We start from the raw sequence: 23,216 nt of genomic DNA, 5'->3' as shown, positions 1-23,216 counted from the left end.
GCGGGCCGTCAGCGGCCGAGATCCGACTTTTTGGTAGCGCCGGTGAGATATCTGCGCAGGTCCTGGGTCTCTCCGGTAACCGGCCGGGCGGCCAGGATGCAGGTGTCGTCGTCGGGGTTGGTCTGCCGCAGCCGGGCCAGCAACTGGGTCAGCGGCTGGTCGGGTGAGGCCCGCACGGCCTCGTCGACCGTGGCGATCACCGAGGCCAGGCCGTCGTCGGGGCCGCGGCGCCGGTGCTCGACCAGGCCGTCGGTGTAGAGCAGCAGCACGTCGCCGACGCGGAAGTCGAGCCGGGCGGTCGGGTAGACCGCCTCCTCGACCACGCCGAGCATCGGGCCGGCGGGGCGGTCGAGGACCCTGGTGCGACCGCCCCGGCTCAGCAGCGGCGGCGGGTGACCGGCCTGGGCCCAGACGATCTCGTGCCGGGCCGGGTCGAAGCGGGCGACCACGGCCGTGGCCGCCATCTCGGGCGACTCGCGTTCCAGGTCGCAGGTCAGCTTGTTGAGGTGGCCCAGCAACTGGCCGGGGTCGCTGGTGGTGACGGCCAGGGCGCGCAGCGCGTGCCGCAGCTGGGCCATCGCGGTGGCGGCCTGGGTGCCGTGGCCGGCCACGTCGCCCACGGCCAGCAGCACCGAGCCGTCCCGCAGCTCGGCCGCGTGGTACCAGTCGCCGCCGACCAGGCTCTCCTGACCGGCCGGCAGGTAGCGCAGCGCGACCTTCAGCCCCGGCAGCACGATCGGGCCCTCGGGGAGGGGCAGGATGATGCGCTGGAGACGGGCGGCCAGCTCGTGCTCGGCGGCCAGGCTGCGGCGCTGCTCGTCGAGCTGGCGCTCCACCTCGGCCAGCCGCTTGGCGCCGGTCTCCTGCTCGGTGACGTCCTGCACGATGCCGAAGATCCGCAGGGGCCGGCCGCCGGCGTCACGGACGGCGTCGGCCACCGTACGCAGATGCTTGATCCGCCCGTTGACGCGGACCCGGGTGATCACGTCGACCCGGTCGCCCCGGTCGAGCTGGGCCTTGGCCGCGACGCGCAGGGGCTCGTCCTCCTCGAGGCCGGACCCGTCGGGGGTGTTCGGGTCGGCCGGGCCCAGCCGCGGGTCGCGCCCGAAGATCCGGTAGAGGTGGTCGGACCAGTAGACCTCGCCGCTGACCAGGTCCCATTCGCCCCAGCCGAGGTTGCCGAGACGTTCGGTGCTGGCCAGCCGCTCGGCGAGACCGGCCGCGCGCTCGTCGTGCCGGGTCCAGTTGAGCAGCAGGCCCTCACCGAGCCGGTGGGCGCGCACGGTGTAGGTGCCGTCCATGTGCCGGAACGGGCCGAGCACGGAGGGCGCGCCGCTGTCGAGGACGTGCTGGTAGACGGCCCAGCGGTCGCTCGCGACGACCTCGGGGAAGTGTTCCGAGATGCGTAGCCCGAGCAGCTGGGCGCCGCGCAAGCCGTTCGGGGCGACGGCCTCGGGGCTCACCGCGGCCCAGGTCAGGTCGACCAGGCGGCCGTCGGGACCGCGTTCGGCGCTCAGATACGACGACATGCCGGGCGCCACGTCCAGAACCCGTTGCACCATGCCGATCCAGGGCGCGAAACGGCGTACGGGAGCCGGCAGACGCACCTCGGGGCGGCTGGTGTCGAGGCCCGAGACGATGCCGGTGTCGGGGTCGGAGACGTCGAGCAGGCGGATGACCCCGCTCGCGACCTCGAGCAGAGCGCGGTCCTCCTCGGCGGCCATGCGCAGCAGATGACGGTGGGCCTCGGCGAGACGGCACCGCGCACGCCCGGCGAGCAGGCCGACGGCCCGTTCGACGGTCAGGCGCGCGGCCTCACTGGTGCCGGCCGGCGCGCTCGGACGCAGGCTCTCCACCGCCGCCGCGTACGCCTGTGTCACGCCCCATCCTCCCCTTCCGCCGCTTACGGTTACTTGAATACGTCAGCGGAACCGGGGTCGTCATCGGCCGTTCATCCGGACCGCCCGCTACCTGCGGCGTGACGGCCCACCGGTCACCCGACCGGGTGTGACCCGATGGAGTGGGTCGAGGGTTCGACCGGCTTCCGTGAACAGGGAAACGGCCCACGGCGGCCAAAAGATCAAAGTTCGAAGAGGGCCCGCATCGCGTCGGTCAGGCGTGCCATGCTCGCTCCGGTGACCATGCCGATACGTTCCGCGCCGACGGAGGCGGGCAGCCGGCGCATCCGGTTGACCACCACGACACCGGTGATCGGATCCTGTTCGGTGAGGGCCACCGCGTGCGGCGGCAGCTCGGTCACACCGCGCTGGCGGACGATGGGGGCGCAGAAGGGGGAGGCGTTCTTGCGTTCGTTGTACGAGTCGGCGGAGAGCACGAGAACGCGATAGCGCAGGTCGGTGCGGTTGCCGATGGTCCAGATCTCGCCCCGCCTCATGGGCGTGTCCGGCTCGGCATGAACCCCACCCTACCGCCGCGCGATCTTAGGCCACCGCGAGGCACACCGGCGCAGAATCCCACCGTGCTCACAGCGTGGTACGGCGGTGAACCTTGATCGCAACGAAGCCGTAAGAATAGGCGGCGTGGCTTGCTGCTAGGGAAGGGTGTCAATGATGTCGGAGAAGGCACAGATCGGGGTCACCGGCCTCGCGGTGATGGGACGGAACCTGGCTCGCAACTTCGCCCGGCACGGGCACACCGTGGCCGTGCACAACCGCTCCTACGGACGCACCAAGGAGCTGGTCGAGGAGTTCGGTAGCGAGGGCAAGTTCATCCCGGCCGAGACCGCCGAGGAGTTCGTGGCCAGCCTCGAGCGGCCGCGTCGCGTGATCATCATGGTGAAGGCCGGGGGGCCCACCGACGCCGTGATCGACGAGTTCGCGCCTCTGCTCGAAGAGGGCGACATGCTCATCGACGCGGGCAACGCGCACTACCTGGACACGCGCCGGCGCGAGGCGGCGCTCAAGGAGCGCGGCCTGCACTTCGTGGGCACCGGCGTCTCGGGTGGTGAGGAGGGGGCGCTGCACGGCCCCAGCATCATGCCGGGCGGTTCGCCGGAGTCGTACGAGGCGCTCGGCCCGCTGCTGGAGGACATCTCGGCCAAGGTCGACGGGGAGCCGTGCTGCGTGCACGTGGGGCCGGACGGCGCCGGGCACTTCGTCAAGATGGTGCACAACGGCATCGAGTACGCCGACATGCAGCTCATCGCCGAGGCGTACGACCTGCTGCGTCAGGTCGGCGGGCACTCCCCGTCCGAGATCGCCGAGGTGTTCAAGGGCTGGAACGAGGGCCGGCTGGGGTCCTACCTGATCGAGATCACGGCCGAGGTGCTCAAGCAGGTCGACGCCGAGACGGGCCAGCCGTTCGTCGACATCGTGGTCGACCAGGCCGAGCAGAAGGGCACCGGCCGCTGGACCGTGCAGGCCGCCCTCGACCTGGGCGTGCCGGTCAGCGGCATCGCCGAGTCGGTGTTCGCCCGGGCCCTGTCCGGCGGTCCCGACGTGCGCAAGGCGGCGGCCGACGCGGCCCTGCCCGGCCCGTCCGCTCAGGGCGGTTCGCACGACGGTGACCTGCAGGCCGACGTCGAGCAGGCGCTGTTCGCCTCCAAGATCGTGGCCTACGCGCAGGGCTTCCAGCAGATCCAGGCGGCCAGCAAGGAGTACGACTGGTCGATCGACCCGGGCGCGATGGCGAAGATCTGGCGGGACGGCTGCATCATCCGCGCCAAGTTCCTCGACTTCATCAAGCAGGCGTACGACAAGCAGCCCGAGCTGGCCACCTTGCTCGTCGACAGCTACTTCCTCGACGCCGTCAGCGGCGCCCAGGACGCCTGGCGCCGAGTGGTGGCAACGGCCGCCCAGCAGGGCATCCCCGCCCCCGGCTTCGCGTCGGCCCTGGCCTACTACGACGGCCTGCGCGCCGCCCGCCTGCCCGCCGCCCTGATCCAGGGCCAGCGCGACTTCTTCGGAGCCCACACCTACCGCCGCGTAGACAAGGAGGGCGCGTTCCACACCCTCTGGGCCGCTGAGGGCCGTCCCGAGACGAACGCCTAGGCGACGATCGAGGCCGGCGTGCTCATCAGTGCGCCGGCCTCGTCGGCGGCCAGCGGCTTAGCCATGAAGAACCCCTGCCCCAACCGGTACCCCATGTCGCGCAGCCGCTCCAGCTGGGCCTCGCTCTCGATGCCCTCGGCCACCGCGCTGAGCTGCAGATACTCCGCCAGCTGAGCCACCGCCGCGGCCACCGCGAGCCGCCCCCGGTCCTCGCCGTCGGTGATGCCGTCGACGAACGACTTGTCCAGTTTGAGGACGTCGACCGGGAACGCCCGCAGCAGGCTGAGCGACGAATGCCCGGTGCCGAAGTCGTCCAGCGCCAGCCGCACCCCCATCTCGTGCAGCGCGTGCAGCGTCTCGCGCACCTGCCGGCCGTCCGCGACCGACGACTCGGTCACCTCCAGCACCAGGTTCTGCGGCAGCAGCCCGGTCTCGCTGAGCACGGCCGCGACCTCGTCGACGAAGCCGGACTCGCGCAGCTGACGGACCGCCACGTTCACGTTGATCGCCTTGATCGCGCCGTCGCCGTGGTCGGAGTGCCAGCGGGCCAGCTGCTCGCAGGCCTCGCGCAGCACCCACGAGCCGAGCGGCACGATCAGCCCGGACCGTTCGGCGACCGGGATGAAGTCGCCCGGCGAGACGAACCCGCGCGTCGGGTGCTGCCAGCGCACCAGCGCCTCGACCCCGTGCAGGCGGCCGGTGACGATGTCGAAGACGGGCTGGTAGAGCAGGAACAGCTCGCGCCGGATGATCGCGTTGTGCAGTTCGCTGCCCAGGCGGGCGTGGTTGACCACGTCCTGACGCATGCGCGGCTCGAACCGGGTCCAGGCCGCCTTGCCGCCTTCCTTGGCCGCGTACATGGCGATGTCGGCGTTGCGCATCACCTCGTCGGCGGTGTCGCCCGGGCCGGCGATGGCGACGCCGAGGCTGGCGTGGGCCAGCAGGTGGTGCTCGCCGACCCGGAACGGCTCGGCGAGGGCCTGCAGGATGCGGGCGGCGGCCTCCTCGGCCGAGGTGACCTCTTCGACGTCGAGCAGCACGGCGAACTCGTCGCCGCCGAGGCGGGCCGGCAGCTCGCGGGTGGCGCTGTTCTCGCGCAGCCGCTGAGCCACCTGGTAGAGCAGCTGGTCACCGAGGGCGGGACCCATGGTGTCGTTGACCATTTTGAAGTCGTCGATGTCGATCAGCAGCACGGTGGCCGGCTTGTGCGCGGCGAGGCGTTCGGTGAGCACGGTGACGAACCGGGTGCGGTTGGCCAGCCCGGTCAGCGAGTCGGTCATGGCGAGCCGTTTCAGCTCGGCCTGCTGCTCGTGCAGGCCGGCCAGCATCCGCCGGTTGTCGCGCAGGCCGATCAGGACCCGGGTCGCCACCAGGACCGCGATCACCACCGAGCCGAAGATGAGGGTGCGTTGCCGGGAGGTCATCTCATCGACCGACACGTAGGAGACCAGGACGGCCATCAGCGCGACGGCGAACAGCGGCACCAGCTCGGCCCGCGAGCGACGGCGGGAAGGGGCCGGGGCTTCGGCCGCGGGACGGCTCAGCACCAGGCGTTGCCGGTAGGCGGCCGAGGCGAACGACAACGCGACCAGCGGGCTGCCGATCACCGAGAGCATCAGACGGGCGGAGTCGCTGCCCGCGATGAGCAGCACGGCGAGGGCGACCGCGACCATCGGGGCGACGGCCAGCAGGCGTAGCGCGACCGGTTCGATCGGCCCGCCGGCGTGACCGGCCGCCTTGCCGAGGACGACGAGACAGAGCAGTCCGGCGACACCGACCGTGCCGGCCGCGGCGCGCGTGGCCAGGTCGGTGCCGGGCGGCGCCGAGCTCAGCACGACGTACCAGAAGAGCATCCCCCCGGCGACGGCCACGGTCGCGCCGTCGAGCAGTACCCGGGCCCAGCCGATCGCCGTACGGTCGCCCAGCGGCAGCCGCAGAAAGGCCGACATCGTCCAGAACATGCCGGTCAGCATCGGGACGGCGACGTAGAGGGACATGCCGGCGTTGTTGTTCGCCAGCGCCAGCGCGGTGCCGCAGCTGAGGAACAGGATGATCGCGGCGTGGCTGAGCTGGCGCCAGAACGCCCGCACCACGCGCGGCAGCATCACCATGGACCCGATGCGCTGCAACGACCACGCCGCCGCGAGCATGGCGATCGGGCCCCAGACATAACCCAGGAACACGGCCTGCGGATCGCGCACCACCAGCCACACGGCGACGGTCACGAAGCAGGCCGCTGCGATCAGCAACGGTACGAGCCCGTTACCCGCACGCCGGGCGGCGGGCCGCACGGGTTGAGTCATTCGCGTCCAATGCCGGAGTCGGTAGGTCCTTACCGCCCTCCTGTCGGCTGCCGGACGCGAAATCTGAGGGATCAGCCCTTCAACGCGGCCCCCACCACGGCGCGTGCCTCTTCCTGGATGCGGGCCAGTTGGTCGGGCCCGTGGAACGACTCGGCGTAGATCTTGTAGACGTCCTCGGTGCCGGACGGGCGGGCGGCGAACCAGCCCGACTCGGTGGCCACCTTGAGCCCGCCGATCGCCGCGCCGTTGCCGGGGGCGGAGGTGAGCACGGCGGTGATCGGCTCGCCCGCGAGCTCCTTGGCGGTGACCTGCTCGGGCGACAGACGGCCCAGGACCGCTTTCTCCTCCCGGGTGGCGGGGGCGTCGATCCGGGCGTACGCGGGCTCGCCGAACTTGGCCGTCAGGTCGCGGTAGTGCTCACTGGGCGTGCGCCCGGTGACCGCCAGGATCTCGGAGGCGAGCAGGTCGAGCAGGATGCCGTCCTTGTCGGTGCTCCACGGGCCGCCGTCGAGGCGCAGGAACGAGCCGCCGGCGCTCTCCTCGCCGCCGAAGCCGATCGAGCCGTCGAGCAGGCCGGGCACGAACCACTTGAACCCCACCGGCACCTCGTCGAGGCGGCGGCCCAGGTCGGCCGCGACCCGGTCGATCATCGAGGACGAGACCAGGGTCTTGCCGATGGCGGCCGCGGCGGGCCAGTCCGGCCGGTTCGCGAACAGGTAGTTGATCGCGACGGCCAGGTAGTGGTTGGGGTTCATCAGACCGGCGTCGGGGGTGACGATGCCGTGCCGGTCGGCGTCGGCGTCGTTGCCGGTGGCCAGCTGGAACCGGTCCCTCTGCTCGATCAGCGACGCCATCGCGTACGGCGAGGAGCAGTCCATCCGGATCTTGCCGTCCCAGTCCAGCGTCATGAAGCCGAAGGTGGGGTCGACGTTCGGGTTGACCACGGTCAGGTCGAGGCCGTGCCGTTCGGCGATCGCGCCCCAGTAGGCGACGCTGGCCCCGCCCAGCGGGTCGGCGCCCACGCGCAGCCCGGCCGACCGGATGGCGTCGATGTTGATCACGGCGGGGAGATCGGCGACGTACGCCTCGAGGAAGTCGTAACCGGCGACCGAGGCCGACTGGCGGGCCCGGGCCGCGGGCACCCGGCGCACGTCCTTGAGGCCGGCCACGATCAGGGCGTTGGCGCGGTCCTGGATCCAGCGGGTGGCGTCGGTGTCGGCCGGGCCGCCGTTGGGCGGGTTGTACTTGAAGCCGCCGTCGTCGGGCGGGTTGTGTGACGGAGTGACGACCACGCCGTCGGCGAGACCGGTCGAACGGCCCCGGTTGTACGTGAGGATGGCGTGCGAGACGGCCGGGGTCGGGGTGTATCCGTCACGGCTGTCGATCAGCACGGTCACGTCGTTGGCGGCGAACACCTCGAGCGCGGTGATCATGGCCGGTTCGCTCAGCGCGTGCGTGTCGCGGCCCAGATAGAGCGGGCCGTCGGTGCCCTGCGCCCGGCGGTATTCGACGATCGCCTGGCTGGTGGCGGCGATGTGGTCCTCGTTGAACGCGTTCTTGAGGCTGGAGCCGCGGTGGCCGGAGGTGCCGAAGGTGACGCGCTCGCCGACGACCTCGGGGTCGGGGTGCTCGGTGTAGTAGCGCGAGACCACCTTGGGCACGTCGATCAGATCGCGCGGCTCGGCGGGCTTCCCGGCGCGGGGGTTGACGGACATGGGTGGCCTCCCTGTGTGCGTGGACCTGCCTTGGAGCGTATAGATACCCGATCCGCGCGGCACGGCGTGCCGGGACCACGTGACTTTTGGTGGTCGATTGGGCAGAAGGTAGGCCGACTTCATCTCGAGGGCGGGAGGTCGCCGTGCACGTGTCCGTGGTGGGGAACGCGGACGACTCAGTGGTCGTCACGGTCCGGGGCAATCTTGACATCGACAGCGGAACAACCCTGACAACCACGCTCGACCAGGTGCTGGACCGACCGGCGCCGCGGGTGGTGATCGACCTGTCCGGCATCGAGTTCTGTGACTCGACCGGTCTGAGCGCGCTGATCGTCGGTCACAACCGGGCGGCCGCCGGCGGGGGCTGGTTACGTCTGGCCGCGCCCGGCGAGTTCCTGGGCGGGCTGCTCGACACGGTCGGCCTGACCCCGCGGCTCGCGGTGTATCCGACGGTGGGTGACGCGCTGGTCGGGCGGGAGTCCGACTGATCTCCGGCGCCTACGCCGCACGGCGCGGCCTCGAGGACACCGTCGAGGAGCAGCCCGTCGCGGCGGGCCGCCCCCGTCAGCTCGACATCGTGGTCGCCGACCTCTGACCTACTGCGCGGCCAGGATGTCGACCACGAAGCGCAGGTCGCCTTGCTCCGCGCCGTACGCCATGGCGGCCGGGACGTCGATCTGGATGCGGCTGCCGACCTTCTGGCCGGGGATGCCCTTGTCCCAGCCCTCGATGACACGGCCGGCGCCGATCGGGGTGCTGAACGGCTCGCCGCGCTGCCAGGACGAGTCGATGATCTGGCCGGTCTTGTAGCTGACCAGCACGTAGTTGGCGGTGACGGTCTGCCCGGCCTTGACCGCGGGACCGCGACCGGCGACCAGCGGGGTCACCTTGAGCTCGGTGACCGTGCCGGTGCCGCCCTTGACGACCGGCTCCTTCGACAGCTCGGGCGGGGTCTGCACCGGGGCAGGCGCGCCCGGAACGGCCTCGGACGGCTGCGCCTCGGGGGCCGGCTCGACGGCCTCGGGCTGCGCGGACGTTGCGACGGGGGCGGGCGCGGCGGCCGGTTCACCGGAGTCGCCACCGCGGACGGTGACAAAAACGGTCACCAGGACGGCGATGACGGCCACCCCGGCAACGGCTCCGGCGATGGCCTGGGAGCGGCGCTTCGCCGTGTCGCCGGTGATGGGTCGGGCGGTCTCGGTGCTCATATGTCGTCGACTCTCCTGTTATCGGCGTCGGCCGGAAACTTCGGACACGGTACCCGTACCGGTGACGAAGCCCACCGCAAACCTCGGCCGAACCGCCGATGGGGGTGGTCGCCCATCCGGCTGATCACTGATTTCGCTCTACACCGTCACGCATCGAAGTGACATTGTTTAGCACTCACACACCTTTGTTCGCGCTGTGACCACCCGTTTCAGATATCAGATACGCACTTCAGGAGGGTCGGTTGCCGTCGACCGACGATGGTCGCCGCCGGGGTCATCGGGCCGATCACCCCGGAGTCCGCCACCGGGCCCCCGAGCCGGCACCGCAGCGCGCGGCCGGCCACCCGTACAAGGAATATCTCTCCTCGGCCGCGGTGATCCTGGCCGGGGTGCTCGTCGTGATCGGTTTCGGCTTCGTCGCCGCCCGAGGGCTCAACAGCGGCCCGGAGGAGGCGCCGCCGGCCCCCGCACTCGGCGACGTGCGGCCGCCCACCCTGCCCAGCGACCAGGGTCTGATCCCACTGCTCAGCCCGACTCCGAAGCCGTCGCCCAGCACGACGCCCGCGACCAGCGCCCCGCCCCCGTCACGCGACGTGCTGCGGGTCGCTCAAGGTCCCGTACCGGAAAAGGTCGATCTTTCCGAGGACGGCGAGAGCGACTGGGTGCACTGGGGGCTCGAAGGCACGTTCTCCCTCGAACGCGACAAGGGCGGCAAATTCCGCATCCTGGAGGGCGCCCCGACCGCGCCCCGCTTCCGGCACTCGCTGAGCCCGCAGGCGTTCACCTGGACCGGTGGCGACCCGGTGGCGACCGCGGCCGGCACGAAGACCGGCATCCGCACCTGCGGCGAGGGCAACGGGTTCACGCTCACGGCACCGGCCGGGACCACCCCGCGCATCCTCAAGATCTACCTCGGAGTGGTCTCCGGTCGCGGAAAGCTGACCGCGCGGCTGACCACCGGCGACTCGACCGGCTCTACCGTTCTCGACAACCCCGGTGGCACGCTGCGCACCGCGGTGGTCACCGTCGCGTACCAGGCGCCGAGATCCGGCCAGGTGCGGCTGACGTGGAACACCGACTCCGCGTACGGGAAAGGTTGCGGAGGGGTAGCCCTGGAAGCGGCGACGCTTTCATGAAGTGGTCTCATAAACACTCCAGCCGGGATCCGGCGGTAGTGAAGAACGATCAGAGGGGTTGACGTGTTCGCGGGCTGGGGATCGTGGGTCGCCCGCTTCCGGTGGCCGGTGCTGTCCGTCGCGCTCGTCGCGGTGATCGGCGCGGGCATCTGGGGGCTCGGTGTTTTCGGCCAGCTCACCGAGGGCGGCTACAACGACCCGAACAGCGAGTCGTCGCAGGCGGCCGAGGCGGTCGAGAAGGCGTTCGGAGCGCAGGGCGGCGACGTGGTCGTGCTCTACACCCCCGACAAGGTCAAGATCGACGACGTCGAGCTCGGCAAGCAGATCCGGACCCGCCTCGCGTTGCTGCCCAAGTCGGCGGTCGTCGGCACCACCTCGTACTGGCAGACGAAGTCGTCGCAGTTCGCGGCCAAGGACAAGACCAGCGGCATCGCGATCGTCACGCTGGCCGGTGCGGACGACGGCGCCAAGCTCGACGCGTACCGCGAGATCGACGACAAGTTCGCCGTCGCCGGCACGAAGGTGCAGCTCTCCGGCGGGGTCGTGCTGGCCGACGCCACCTCCACCCGCTCCACCCAGGACCTCGCCCGCGCCGAGATCATCTCGCTGCCGGTCGTGCTGATCCTGCTGCTGTTCCTGTTCGGCTCGCTCGTCGCCGCCTCCCTGCCGGTGCTGGTCGGCGGCGCGGCCGTGCTGGGTTCGCTCGGCGTGCTGCACGCGGTGGCCAACGTACACGAGGTCAACTCGTTCGCGGTCAACGTCGCCAGCCTGCTCGGCCTGGGCATGGCCATCGACTACGGCCTGTTCATGGTCGGCCGGTTCCGCGAGGAACAGAACGCCGGCCGTACGCCGTCCGAAGCCGTACGCCGCACCGTCGCGACCGCCGGACGCACGGTCGTCTTCTCGGCCACCCTGCTCATGATCGCGCTCGCCGGTCTGCTGCTGTTCCCGCAGGGCTTCCTCAAGTCCCTCGCGTACGGGGGTCTGGCCGCGGTCGGCCTGGCCGCGCTGCTCTCGCTGACCCTGTTGCCGGCGATGCTCGCGCTGCTCGGCCCGCGCGTCGACAAGCTGCCGATCCGGCTGCCCGGCCGCAAGAACGTGTCGCCCGAGGAGTCGTTCTGGGGCAAGCTCGCGGCCGCCGTGCTGCGCCGCCCGGTGATCGTCGTGCTGCCCATCCTGGCCGTGCTGCTGATCCTGGCCGCGCCGATCGCCGGGGTCCGCTTCGGCGAGGCCGACGAACGGACGCTGCCCGCCGGTGACCCGGCCCGCGTCGCGATCGAGACCCTGAAGGCGGACTACCCGCAGTTCACCGGTGACGGCATGCCGATCGTGCTGCGCGGCGGCGCCGACACCTCGGCCTTCGCGGTGACGCTGCGCCAGATCCCCGGCATCGCCCAGCTCGGCCCGGCCCAGCGCGCCGGCGAGGTCACCGTCTTCAACGCCGTGCTCACCTCGACCGACCCGTTCAGCGTCGAGGCCCGCCAGGTCGTCGACGACATCCGGTCGCTGCCGGTGCCCAACGGCGCCGAACTGCTGGTCGGCGGCACCACGGCCCGCAACGTCGACAGTCTCTCGGCCACCGCGGCCAAGCTGCCGTGGATGGTCGGCCTGCTCGTCGGCGCCACCCTGATCCTGATGTTCCTGGCCTTCGGCTCGATCCTGCTGCCGATCAAGGCCGTGGTGATGAGCGCGCTCAGCCTCAGCGCGACGTTCGGCGTCCTGGTCTGGATCTTCCAGGAGGGCCACGGCGCGAGCTGGCTGGGCGTGACGCCGGCGCCGCTCGAGGCCGGGATCGTCGTGCTGATGGCGGCCGTGGTGTTCGGTCTGTCCACCGACTACGAGGTGTTCCTGCTCTCGCGCATGGTGGAGGCCCGCACCCACGGCGCCACCACGAACGAGGCGGTGACGGTCGGCCTGGCCCGCACCGGCCGGGTGATCAGCGCGGCCGCGTTGCTGCTGATCGTGGTGACCGGGGCGTTCGCGCTGTCGTCGGTGACGACGATGCGGTTCGTGGGCGTCGGCATGATCGTGGCGCTGTTCCTGGACGCGACGGTCGTCCGCATGCTGCTGGTGCCGGCGGTGCTGGGCCTGCTGGGGAACGCGGCCTGGTGGGCGCCCGGACCGTTGCGGCGGTTGCAGGAGCGGGCCGGGCTGGCGGAGCACGCCGGCGAGGAGATGCCGGCGCTGCCTGCGGGGCGGCACAGTGTGGGCGAGTCGACGGTGGTGCTGGCGCTGCCGCCGGGGCCGACCGCGAAGCGGGCCGAGTGGGACCGGGAAGCGGCCGGAGTGTTGCTGCTGCCGCCCGGGATGGTCAACAAGAAGCTGCCGTCGCAGGAGGTCGCGACCCAGGTCATCCCCCGGGTCGGGGCCGATCCTTCGCCGGTCGAGGACGACGTCGTCGACGCCGAGATCATCGAAGACACGCCCGCCGCCGTGAATGCCGGGTCCGCGGACGAGGACCACGTCGAGGCGGAGATCGTCGAGGACGCGCCGGTGGGGGCCGCGTCTGCCGGCGATGCACCGGCCGAGGACGGGCCCACGAGCGCCACGCCTTCCAGCGCCACGCCTTCCAGCGCCACAGCTTCCAGCGACGCGCCGTCCGAGGACGGGCCCACGGAAGCCACGCCTTCCAGTGACGCACCGGCCGGCGACGTGCCCTCGGACGACGAGCCCGCGGGCGCCACGCCCTCCAGCGACGCGCCCTCCGTCGAGGCAGCGCTCGGCGACAAGCCTTCCGAAGACGAGCTCACGAGCGCCACGCCCTCCAGCGACGCTGGATCCCGCGACGCCCTCTCCGAAGATGAGCCCGCGAACGCCGCGCCCTCCACCGACGCGCCCTCCGCCGATGCAACGTCCAGCGACGCCCCCTCCGAGGACGAGCCTGCGAGCGCCACGCCTTCCAGTAACGACGCGCCCTCCGAGGACGCGGCATCAAGCGGCGCGACGCCCGGTGTTGCTCCGTTGGCGTCCAAGGAAGCGCCGTCCGGGAACGTGTCTGGGAAGGCGTCCGCGGAAGCATCGTCGGAGGCCGCAGCGGACGAGGTACCGATTGTGGCCGTCGCCCGCGTCGCGCCCGTCTCGAGCAAAGACGCCGGTGAGGACTCCGGCGATGCGAAGTCGTCGGCCACAGACCCACTTCCGGCTGAGACCGAACCGGCTCCGGCGGACGACGACGACCGCCTGGTCCCTTCGGATTCCTCGGTCCGCGACTCGGCTGCGGTCACGCCTGAGGACGAGCCGCTCACCGAGACGCCCCAAAAATCGCCGGACGTCGAAGCGCTCGTGGCTGAAGCCGCCACCGTCGACGTAAAGCCGGCCGCGACCAGGGCTGACTCCAACGAATCGACCGCCACCACGGCCGACTCAAGTACGCCGTTCGAAACCGACACGCACACCGCACCCACAGCCGACTCCCGCGCGCCGTTCGAAACCGACACACCCGCCGCACCCACAGCCGGCTCCCGCGCGCCGTTCGGAACCGACACGCCCGCCGCTTCCACAGCCCAGACCGACCCTCCCGTAGCGGCCACCGTCGAAGACGCCACGCGGAGCGCGTCCACAGCCGAGAAGGACACGCCGACCGGGACCGGGAGCGGGATCGAGATCGGGGCGGCGGTCGGGAACTACGGCGGGGACGAACCTGTCGTGGCCGAGGTGCTCGAGGACGACGAGCCCGTTGTGGCCGAGATCGTCGAGGACGATCCGGTTGCCGCGAGTTTCCGAGTGGAGGAACCGGACGAGGATGTCGAGCCGGATCCGCCGCTCGCCGCCGCCTCCCTGAACCTGCCGGTGCCGTGGAACCCCGAGCCGGGCGTGTACCGGTCGGAGTCGTTGAGCACATACACCGACTACTCGGCGCCGGACGATTTCTTCTTCGCGCCGTCGTCGGCGGGGACGTTCGCAAGCTCGCTGCAACTGCCCGCCGAGCCCTCGGAGCCCCCGGTCCCCTACTTCGGCGACCGCCCCGACTTCGAGCGCACCCGCAACCTGGCGCTGCCCGATGTGGACGCCACCGCGATCTTCGAGGCGCCGAACCTCGCCGCCGTACGGGCTTTCGAGTCCCCCGACCCGGAAACCTCCGGCGCGATCGCCACACCCGAACTCGACCCGATCGCCCCGGCCGCCGAACCGGAGGTCGCCGAGTCCGACCTGGCCGTCACCCGCAGCTTCGACGCCCCCGACCTCGACGCCACCCGCAAGCTCCAGCTGCCCGGCCTCGAGTCGACCCGTCGCATGCCGGCCCCCGACCTCGCCCGGGTCCGCCGCCTCGAATCTTCCGCCGCCCCCGCCGAAGCCAAGCCCATCGAGAACGCCCCCGCCGAGGCCAAGCCCGCCGAGGTCAGGCCCACTGGCTCTCGGCCCACCGAGAGCACGACGGCCAACACCCGCCCGGCCGAGACCCGCCCCTCCGACGTCCCGCCCAACCGGACCCGGCCGTTCGAGGCCACGCCGGCCGGCAACCAGCCGTTCGACGCCACGCCCGGCGAGAGCCGGCGGTTCGAGACTCCGGCGTCGGCCCCGGCCGTACCGGTCGCCTCCGCCGAGCCGATCGCTGAACCGCTGCCCCGGCGCGAGCCGCTTTCCCGGCGCACACCCGCCGCGGAGCCGCCCGCATCCCCGATCGAGCCGCCCACAAGCGGAAGCGGCACGGCGACCCGCCTCTCGGACCTGTTCCCGGCCCGCCGGGCGGACGAGCCCCCGGTCCCGCCCCGCCGGACCATCTTCGACGAGCCGGCCCCCATGCCCGAGGACCCGGGCCCGGCGCCGTACGACCGGCCCACCCCGTCGCGCCAGTTCGGGGAGCCGCTCCCCCAGCGCCGCCCGGCCGAGCCGTTCCCGAAGCCCGAGGCCGCGGGACCGTTCGCCCCGCAGCGGGCCACCGATCCGCTCCCCCAGCGCGGAACCACCGACCCTCTGCCTCAGCGACAGGTGGCGGAGCCGGTTTCTCAGCGCGGCAACGCGGAACCCCTGCCTCAGCGACAGGTAGCGGAGCCATTCGCCCCGCAGCGGGCCACCGAACCGCTCCCCCAGCGCGACAATCCGGCGCCCCTCCCCCAGCGCCGGCCGGTCGAGCCCCTGCCCAGTGCCAGCGCGGGCCTGCCCCCGCAGCGCGACGCCGTCGAACCGCTGGCGCAACGGCCGTTCGGGGAACCACTCCCGCAGCGACCGACGGCCCCGGCCGACGAGCCGTCGCCACTGCTCCGCCCAGCCCTGCGCGGCGAACAGCCGTACTCGGTCGACCCGGTCGAAGCACCCGCGGCTCCGGCCGTGCCCGCGCAGCGCCGCCCGGCCGACCTGGGCGACCACCTGCGAACGACACGCCCGGCCGACCTCGGCGACCACCTGCGCGAGTCGCGGCCGGCCGACCTGGCCCAGTACAGCCGGACCCGCCGTCCCACCGGCGAGCGCAAGCGCCCGGAGAGCCTGGCCGAGCACAAGCCGGCCCGGCGTCCGGCCACGCTCGCCGACCAGGTCCCGGCCCCGCGCCGCAAGCCCGAGAGCGAAGACCAGGCCGAGTAACCGTCAGCGCAACGCTTCCACGCCGGACAAACACCCACCCGCGCCGGACACAGCCCGATCGGCGACTCCGGGCGCGGGCTGCTCAGCGGAAGACCAGGCCCCCGCCGACCTCGAGGACCTGACCGGTGATCGCGCCGGAACCGTCCGAGACCAGGAGGCGTACGGCGGCCACCACGTCTTCGGGGACGAGGGCGCGCGGCAGGGCCTGGGACGCCACGATGGGGGCGTGGGCCTGTTCGTCGCGGCCGGCGGCCAGTTCGACCTCGCCCTCGGTGCGGATGGCGCCCGGTGACAGCGCGTTCACGGTGACGCAGGCGGGGCCGAGTGCGCGGGCCAGGGAACGGGTGAGACCGATCAGGGCCGCCTTGCTCGACACATACGCGGCGCCGGACGGGCCACCCAGCCGTACGGTCGGGGAAACGATGTTGACGATGCGACCCCAGCCCCGCTCGGCCATGCCGGGGCTCAACGCCTGGGCGAGCAGCATGGGCGCGGTGACGTTGACCGCGAACGTCTGCTGCCATTCGGCCAGCGGCAGCGCCGCGAAGTCGGTGTTGGACGCCTTGGCCGCGTTGTTGATCAGCACGTCGACCGGGCCGGCGCGGTCGGCCAGGTCCCGGACGGCGCCCGGGTCGGCCAGGTCGGCGTCGAGCAGGGTGGCTTCGGCGCCGAGGTCGCGGCAGAGACGGGCGACGCCCTCGGCCTCGTCGGCGGCGGCCAGGTGGTGCAGCAGAAGTTTGTGGCCGGGGCGGGCCAGGCCGACGGCGATGGCCGCCCCGATTCCCCGCCGTGCGCCGGTGATCAGAATCCGCTGGCCCATGCCGGTCACCCTATGCGGACTTCGGGGGAAAAGGCATCGAGGAAAAAGGGGACGTGGCCGAGCGGCTCGCTGGCGCGGGAGTCGCTCGGCCACGTCGTTCCTGGGGGCCGCACCCGCGCTCGGGCGTTTCCGCCATGGCGGACGCACCCGCGCTCGGGGCGTTCTCATCGTCGGCTGTCCAGCGCGGAGCACCGGCGGGGGCACCCGGGCTCGGGCGTGTGTCTCAGGGACGGGTGGTCTGGACGGGGTCGCGATTCTCGGTGGCAGCGACCACCGGCTCGGCGACCACCGGCTCGGCGACGACCGGAGCAACGACCACCGGCTCGGTGCCGACCGGAGCGGCGATCTCGGGGACCGGCCGCGTCGACAGCCAGCAACCCGCCGCCACCAGGGCGAACCCGGCGAGCGTGCTGAGGCCGAAGCTCTCGTTGAGCAGCACGACGCCGAGCAGGACCGCGACGACCGGGTTCACGTATGTCACCAGGCCCGCCCGGGTCGAGCCGACCTCGCCGATGAGCTGGTAGAACGCCAGCAGCGCGAGAGCCGTGCAGAACAGGCCGAGCGCAGCCAGCGAAGCCCAGGCCTCGGTGCGTACGGAATGGGAAGGAAGTGAAAAGGCGGCGAACGGCAGCAGCGCGAGTGTGGTGATGCCGGTCGTGGCCCCGACCAGCGACTCGGCCGGCACGTCGGCGAGGCGGCGCTGCACGAGCATCGTGGCGACCGCATAGCTGATCGCCGCCACCAGCACCATGCCGGCGCCCAGCAGGCCGAGCCGGTCGCCGGAGAGGTCGAGGCCGACGAGCAGCGCCACGCCGCCGAAGCCGAGCACCAGGCCCGTCACGCGGATCGGGGCGAGCCGCTCGGAACGCAGCATGAGCAGGGCGATCGCGACCGGTTCGACGGCGATGAGCAGGCCGGTCAGGGACGAGCTGATATGGGTCTCGCCGTACGTGATGAGCAGGAACGGCCCGAGAATGTGCACCACCGACAGCACGACGACCCAGCCCATGCGGCCGCGTAGCTTCGCCAGGGATCCGCGGGCGGCGGCGATCGGCAGGAGCACGAGCGCGGCGATCCCGACCCGGCCCGCGACGACAAGCATCGGCGAGAGGTCCTCGATGGCGACCTTGATCAGGAAGTAGGGGATGCCCCAGAGGACGGAGACGGCGAGGAAGAGAAGCCAGGCGCGACGATTCACATCTCGACCCTGCCCCCGTACGGTATTAAGCGGTAGTAGCGACTTTCTACATCCGCCCTAAGGTGAGCTTATGATCGACGTACGCCGTGTGGCCGTGCTGCGCGAGGTGGCGCGGCTGGGCAGCTTCAACCAGGCGGCCGCCTCGCTCCGCCTGACCCCTTCGGCGGTGTCGCAGCAGATCAGCGCGCTGGAACGGGAACTGGGCGCCGCGGTGGTGATCCGCAGCACGCGCGGGGTCGACCTGACCAACGCGGGCCGGGTGCTGGTCGAGGCCGGTGACGCCATCGCCGCCGAGCTCTCCCAGGCCGAACGCGAGATCGCCCGCCTGGGCACGCCCGACAGCCTGACCGTGGCCACGTTCACCAGCGGCGGGCAGCGTCTGTTGCCGCCGGCGCTGACCCGGTTCGCCGCCGAGCGTCCCGGCGTCGAGCTCACGGTGCTGGAGAACGAGCCCGCCGACGCCCTCCCCCTCGTGCGGTCGGGCGCCGCCGACCTCGCTCTCGTCTATCACTTCGACGACCTTCCCCCCGTACGGCGGGGAGACCGCTCCGGCCTCACCTGGACCCCGCTGCTGGACGACCCGATGTGGATCGTCCTGCCCGACGGCCACCGGCTGGCGTCCCGCGAGTCCCTGACGATCGCCGAGCTGGCCGGCGAGCGCTGGGTCCACGGCTGCCTGGAGATCGTCGACATGCTCGACCACTACGCGGCCCTGGCCGGCTACGAGATCCGCACGGCCTGCCGGGGCACCGACTACGTCTTCGCCCAGTCCCTGGTCCGCGCCGACGTGGGCATCAGCATGATCCCCCAGGTGGCCCTGACCGCAGCCCAGGGCGGCCTGGCCACCGTCCCGCTGGCGCCGCCGTGCCCGTGCCGCTACATCGGCATCGTCACCCCTCAGCGCCGCCGTCCCAATCCCCTGACCGAGGCCCTGGTCCAGTCGTTGCACGAGACCGTCGCCGCCCTCCCCGCCCTGACGTGACGCTCTACTTCGCCTCCACCGTGCCAAAGTCGCCCATCGCGGCGAGGGCCCGGTTCCAGGCCGGGTCGTCCGGATAGAGCTGACTGCGCAGGTACGCCCAGATCAGCGCCCGCAGCGTGGAGACGCGCTCCGGATCCTCGTCGGTGGTCTCGGACGCGTCGTAGCCGGAGATGCCACCGAAGATGTGCTCGGCGCCGTGCACCATGAGCAGCGTCTTCGGGCCCGGGGCCCGGGTGTAGGCGTCCCACCGGTAGCTGAGCCGGTCGGAGAACATCGGATTCAGGTCCTTGTCGCCGGCCACCACCAGCGCGTCCATGCCCATGGTGCTGAAGTCGTTGTACTTGTTGACCGGGTAGTTGTTCAGCATGTCCTGGTTGGTCTGCTCGTCCGCCTCACCGGGCGTCGCGATGATGACAGCGGCCTTGATGCGCTCGTCGGGCACGCGCACGGTGCTGCCGTCGGCCGGATCCCTGGTCTGCATGCCACGCAGCAGCGCCACGGTGTGCCCGCCCAGCGAGTGCCCGACGGCCGCGACGCGCGTCGTGTCCAGGCGGCCGGCCAGCCCGGGCACGGCGGCCTCGATGTCGTCGAGGTGGTCGATGATGAAACTGATCTCGGCCGGGCGCGACTTCCAGAACGTCGGCGCTTCCGGGTGGTCGCTCTCGCGCAGCCCGAGCGCGGTGGAGTCGAGGTGGGTGGGCTGGACGACCACGAAGCCGTGGGCGGCGAAGAAGTCCGCGAGGGGTCCGTAGCCGCGCAGCGACGACAGGAACGTCGTCATGCCGTGCCCGTGCGACAGCAGGATGATCGGCAGGCCGGTGCCGGTCGCCGGGGCGGAGACCTTCATCGCCAGGGGCACCGGGCGCCCCGGCACATCGAGGACCAGCGGACCGTACGCGAGGATCGGGGTCGAGTCGTTCACGGGGATGGTTCCGGCTTCGGAGACAGGATCACTCATGCCGGCCTCCTTCTCCACGGTGGCGCCCCGTCATGCTGCGGGAAGGGGGCCCGGCTCGTCCCCCTCAGAGGGAATACAGCCGGAAGAGGGCATGATCAACAGATGGCGGAGATGACCATGGGCCCGGTCCTGCAGGCGTGGCGACGCCGGGTGAGTCCGGACAGCGCCGGCCTGCCCGTCGGTGACCAAGCGCGACGCACCCCGGGACTACGCCGCGCGGAACTGGCCACGCTGGCGGGCGTTTCCACCGACTACATCAAACGCATGGAACAGGACCGGGCCCGCCCGAGCATCGACGTCATCCGCGCGCTGGCGCGGGCACTGCGGCTCAACCGCGAGGAGTACGACCTGCTGGCCCGCCTGGCCGGACACCATCTGCCCCCGGACGGGACCGTGCCCCGGCACGTCACGCCGGGCGTGCTGCGGATGGCCGAGCGCCTCACCGAGGCGCCCCTGGCCGTCTATGACCTGACCTGGACGCTGCTGACCGCGAACCGGGCCTGGGCGCGGCTGTTCCAGGACCCGGACACCATCACCGGGCGCCGCCGCAACTCCCCCTGGCTGATCTTCGCCACCGACGACCTGCCGGTCCGGATCCCGGACTTCGAGCGGCACGAGCAATCGCTCGTGGCCGATCTGCGCGAGACCGCATCCCGCTACCCCGCCGACCCGCGGATACCCGCCCTGGTCGCCGAACTGCGCCGGGTCAGCGACCGGTTCGCCGCGCTGTGGGAGCAACCGGTCGTCGCCCGTCACGGTGGCCAGCGCAAGACCGTCATGAACCCGCTGGTCGGCGAGGTCACCCTGGACTGCGAAATTCTCACCGTGCACGACGCCGAGCTGCGCCTGGTGCTTCTCACAGCCGAGCCGGGCAGCCCGGACGCGGCCAAGATGGCCACGCTGACCGCCCGATGACCCCGGGCGGGGTCGGGAGCTGGGCGGGAAGTTCTTCAGGTGGGAGTTGGGCGGTCGATCAGTCGGCGGGCTCAGTACAGTTCCAGCGACGGATCGGGATTTGAAGGACGGAATTTGTTCGGATGATGGGCGAAGCAACGACGACCGCGGACGTGGACGCCGAAACGACGACCGCCGGCGTGGACGCCGGAACGACGACCGCGGGCGTGGACGCCGAGCGGCTGGCGCTGTGTCTTGCGGTGATCGCTGAGGTGGAAGCACTTCCCACGGAGCACCCCGACGCCGTGGCGGTGCGGCGGGCCACCGCTGCCCTGTTCAAGACGGTGAAGCACAAGCGCCGGCGGGAGCGCCGTGACGCGATCCTGGCCAACGACCGGGCGGTCACCGAGGCGACCGCGACCGGGGCTCCGGGGCGCATCGACGACGAGACCGCGGGGATCCCGCTGCGGTCCAGCGTCAAGGCGGCCACCGCGGGCGTGCTGCACCAGGCTCGCGGCTGCTACGTGTGCAAGCAGCGGTACACGCAGGTCGACGCGTTCTATCACCAGCTCTGCCCGACGTGCGCCGTGCTCAATCACGAGCGGCGGGACGCGCGGACCGACCTCGCGGGGCGGCGGGCGCTGCTGACCGGTGGGCGGGCCAAGATCGGCATGTACATCGCGCTCCGGCTGCTGCGGGACGGGGCCGATCTGACCATCACGACGCGGTTCCCGCACGACGCCGTACGCCGGTTCTCGGCCATGCCCGACAGCGGCGACTGGATGCACCGGCTGCGGGTGGTCGGGCTCGATCTGCGCGACCCGGCCCAGGTCGTGGGCCTCGCCGACTCGGTCGCCGCGCGCGGCCACCTCGACATCATCATCAACAACGCGGCCCAGACGGTCCGGCGCACCCCCGGCTCGTACGCGGCCATCGCCGCCGCCGAAGCGGAGTCGCTGCCGAACGGGCCGCTGCCCGAGCTGGAATATTTCGGCACCGCGGGCGTCTCACCGGCCGCCGCGCTGACCACGGGTGCGCCCGTGCTGACGCCGCAGCAGATCACCGAGATGGCGCTGACCGCCCGTTCGGTCGCGATCGACGCCGGCGGCCTGGTGCCCGACACCACGCCGACGAACAGCTGGAGCGACCGGGTGCACGAGGTCGACCCGCTCGAACTGCTCGAGGTGCAGCTGTGCAACGTGACGGCGCCGTTCGTGCTGGTCAGCCGGCTGCGCGAGGCGATGAAGCAGTCACCCTTCCCCCGCCGGTACGTGGTGAACGTGTCGGCCATGGAGGGCATCTTCAGCCGTGGCTACAAGGGTGCCGGTCACCCGCACACCAACATGGCCAAGGCCGCGCTCAACATGCTGACCCGCACCAGCGCGGTCGACATGTTCGCCGACGGCATCCTGATGACCAGCGTCGACACCGGCTGGATCACCGACGAACGTCCCCACCCGACCAAGATGCGCCTGGCCGAGGAGGGCTTCCACGCCCCGCTCGACCTGGTCGACGGTGCGGCCCGCGTCTATGACCCGATCGTCCGCGGCGAGGCCGGCGAAGACCTGTACGGCATCTTCCTGAAGGACTACGCCCCGATCGCCTGGTAGCCGAACCCGACCGACTCGATACCGTGGCCTGACGACCAGACCGCGGCCAGACGACCGGGCTGTGGGACGACAACCGGGCCGCGGGACGACAATCGGGCCGCGGGACGACAACCGGGCCGCGGGACGACAACCGGGCCGCGGGACGACGATGCCGCCCGGCGCCGTGCGGACGTCACCGCCCGCGGTGTCGGTGCGAGCCGTCGCAGGTGGAGAACGTGGACGAGCCACGGCCCCGAGAGGCCGTGGCTCGTCGTGCTACTGATGTTGTCAGGCAGCGGGGCGGTCGGCCCGGTCGCTGTCCATGCCGCCACGGTCCCGGTCGCCACCACGGTCGCGGTCGCCACCACGGTCGCGGTCGCCACCACGGTCACGGTCGCCACCACGGTCACGGTCGCCACCACGGTCACGGTCGCCGTCACGGTCACGGTCGCCGTCACGGTCGCGGTCGCGGTCACGGTCACGGTCACGGTCACGGTGGTCGCGGTCGCGGTGGTCGCGGTCACGGTGGTCACGGTCACGGTCGTGGAACCACGGGCGGCCGTGGCCGCGGTCGTTCCAGCGCCAGTCGCGGTCCCAGCTGACCTCGAGGGCGAACGTACGGCGACCCACGCGGTCGCAGTCGAAGTCGTCCCAGCGGTCGAAACGCTCACCGATACGGCCGGCGATGACGCACGCGCCGTAGCTGCGGTAGTACCCGACAACACGGTCACGACGGTTGTCCTGGGAGGCGCTGGACGTCTTCGACGTGCCGGCGTCAGTCCCGGTGGCCGCCATGGCCGGACCCGCACCCATGGTGACACCCGCGATCAGGCCGAGGCCGGTGACCGTAAGCATTCGGGTAATACGGTTCATATCACACCTT

General features: G+C 71.7%; 16 protein-coding genes. 7 read left to right on the top strand and 9 right to left on the bottom strand.

The genetic code is table 11. The features are described 5' to 3' along the window. Positions 1-8: 8 nt before the first annotated feature. Entirely contained in the window at positions 9-1,880 is a 1,872-nt protein-coding gene (locus JIG36_RS44995) for a SpoIIE family protein phosphatase (RefSeq protein ID WP_203383032.1), read from the bottom strand. Positions 1,881-2,080: 200 nt separating this feature from the next. Then, positions 2,081-2,395 carry a type II toxin-antitoxin system PemK/MazF family toxin gene (locus tag JIG36_RS44990; protein WP_203383031.1) on the bottom strand — a complete coding sequence of 105 codons (315 nt, stop codon included), beginning with the start codon at positions 2,393-2,395 and terminating at the stop codon, positions 2,081-2,083. Positions 2,396-2,570: 175 nt separating this feature from the next. Here JIG36_RS44990 and gnd point away from each other — a divergent pair, with 175 nt between their 5' ends. Further along, positions 2,571-4,010: an NADP-dependent phosphogluconate dehydrogenase gene (gnd, locus tag JIG36_RS44985; RefSeq protein ID WP_203383030.1), complete on the top strand. Its 1,440-nt coding sequence runs from the start codon at positions 2,571-2,573 to the stop codon at positions 4,008-4,010. On the opposite strand, the gene JIG36_RS44980 is transcribed toward gnd, so the two are convergent. Beyond that, positions 4,007-6,313, bottom strand: coding sequence for a putative bifunctional diguanylate cyclase/phosphodiesterase (locus tag JIG36_RS44980; protein ID WP_203383029.1), 2,307 nt, complete (start codon positions 6,311-6,313; stop codon positions 4,007-4,009). The two genes, gnd and JIG36_RS44980, sit on opposite strands and share 4 nt — an antisense overlap. A gap of 71 nt (positions 6,314-6,384) precedes the next feature. Then, positions 6,385-8,028, bottom strand: coding sequence for a phosphoglucomutase (alpha-D-glucose-1,6-bisphosphate-dependent) (gene pgm, locus JIG36_RS44975; RefSeq protein ID WP_203383028.1), 1,644 nt, complete (start codon positions 8,026-8,028; stop codon positions 6,385-6,387). 143 nt (positions 8,029-8,171) lie between these two features. Here pgm and JIG36_RS44970 point away from each other — a divergent pair, with 143 nt between their 5' ends. Then, the gene (locus JIG36_RS44970; protein WP_203383027.1) at positions 8,172-8,516 is read left to right on the top strand and encodes an STAS domain-containing protein; all 345 of its coding nucleotides are present in this window, start codon (positions 8,172-8,174) and stop codon (positions 8,514-8,516) included. Between the two features lie 108 nt (positions 8,517-8,624). On the opposite strand, the gene JIG36_RS44965 is transcribed toward JIG36_RS44970, so the two are convergent. After that, entirely contained in the window at positions 8,625-9,236 is a 612-nt protein-coding gene (locus JIG36_RS44965) for an FKBP-type peptidyl-prolyl cis-trans isomerase (protein WP_203383026.1), read from the bottom strand. Between the two features lie 242 nt (positions 9,237-9,478). Here JIG36_RS44965 and JIG36_RS44960 point away from each other — a divergent pair, with 242 nt between their 5' ends. Together JIG36_RS44960 and JIG36_RS53715 are read left to right on the top strand one after the other, a co-directional pair. Next, positions 9,479-10,372: a hypothetical protein gene (locus JIG36_RS44960; protein ID WP_236049563.1), complete on the top strand. Its 894-nt coding sequence runs from the start codon at positions 9,479-9,481 to the stop codon at positions 10,370-10,372. 63 nt (positions 10,373-10,435) lie between these two features. After that, a complete protein-coding gene (locus tag JIG36_RS53715; RefSeq protein WP_307873166.1) occupies positions 10,436-15,892 on the top strand; it encodes an MMPL family transporter in 5,457 nt (1,818 codons plus the stop codon). 82 nt (positions 15,893-15,974) lie between these two features. Here the strand turns inward: JIG36_RS53715 and JIG36_RS44950 are convergent, their stop codons facing one another. Then, positions 15,975-16,712 carry an SDR family NAD(P)-dependent oxidoreductase gene (locus JIG36_RS44950; RefSeq protein ID WP_203383025.1) on the bottom strand — a complete coding sequence of 246 codons (738 nt, stop codon included), beginning with the start codon at positions 16,710-16,712 and terminating at the stop codon, positions 15,975-15,977. A gap of 223 nt (positions 16,713-16,935) precedes the next feature. Then, the gene (locus JIG36_RS54490) at positions 16,936-17,910 is read right to left on the bottom strand and encodes a DMT family transporter (RefSeq protein WP_203383024.1); all 975 of its coding nucleotides are present in this window, start codon (positions 17,908-17,910) and stop codon (positions 16,936-16,938) included. 70 nt (positions 17,911-17,980) lie between these two features. Here JIG36_RS54490 and JIG36_RS44940 point away from each other — a divergent pair, with 70 nt between their 5' ends. Beyond that, positions 17,981-18,892 carry a LysR family transcriptional regulator gene (locus tag JIG36_RS44940; RefSeq protein ID WP_203383023.1) on the top strand — a complete coding sequence of 304 codons (912 nt, stop codon included), beginning with the start codon at positions 17,981-17,983 and terminating at the stop codon, positions 18,890-18,892. Between the two features lie 4 nt (positions 18,893-18,896). On the opposite strand, the gene JIG36_RS44935 is transcribed toward JIG36_RS44940, so the two are convergent. Continuing rightward, on the bottom strand, positions 18,897-19,850 hold the full coding sequence (locus JIG36_RS44935; protein ID WP_203383022.1) for an alpha/beta hydrolase family protein: 954 nt from the start codon (positions 19,848-19,850) through the stop codon (positions 18,897-18,899). A 102-nt stretch (positions 19,851-19,952) separates the two neighbouring features. On the opposite strand from JIG36_RS44935, the gene JIG36_RS44930 reads away from it, so the two are divergent. Both JIG36_RS44930 and JIG36_RS44925 read left to right on the top strand, forming a co-directional pair. Continuing rightward, the gene (locus tag JIG36_RS44930; RefSeq protein WP_203383021.1) at positions 19,953-20,765 is read left to right on the top strand and encodes a helix-turn-helix domain-containing protein; all 813 of its coding nucleotides are present in this window, start codon (positions 19,953-19,955) and stop codon (positions 20,763-20,765) included. A gap of 125 nt (positions 20,766-20,890) precedes the next feature. Next, on the top strand, positions 20,891-22,354 hold the full coding sequence (locus JIG36_RS44925; RefSeq protein ID WP_203383058.1) for an SDR family NAD(P)-dependent oxidoreductase: 1,464 nt from the start codon (positions 20,891-20,893) through the stop codon (positions 22,352-22,354). Between the two features lie 267 nt (positions 22,355-22,621). On the opposite strand, the gene JIG36_RS44920 is transcribed toward JIG36_RS44925, so the two are convergent. After that, positions 22,622-23,188, bottom strand: coding sequence for a hypothetical protein (locus JIG36_RS44920; protein WP_203383020.1), 567 nt, complete (start codon positions 23,186-23,188; stop codon positions 22,622-22,624). Positions 23,189-23,216: the final 28 nt, after the last annotated feature.

Origin of the sequence: Paractinoplanes ovalisporus, from assembly GCF_016834655.1 — a bacterium.
In the GTDB taxonomy this organism is placed as follows: domain Bacteria; phylum Actinomycetota; class Actinomycetes; order Mycobacteriales; family Micromonosporaceae; genus Actinoplanes; species Actinoplanes ovalisporus.
This window is presented reverse-complemented; position numbering and strand designations above follow the sequence as displayed.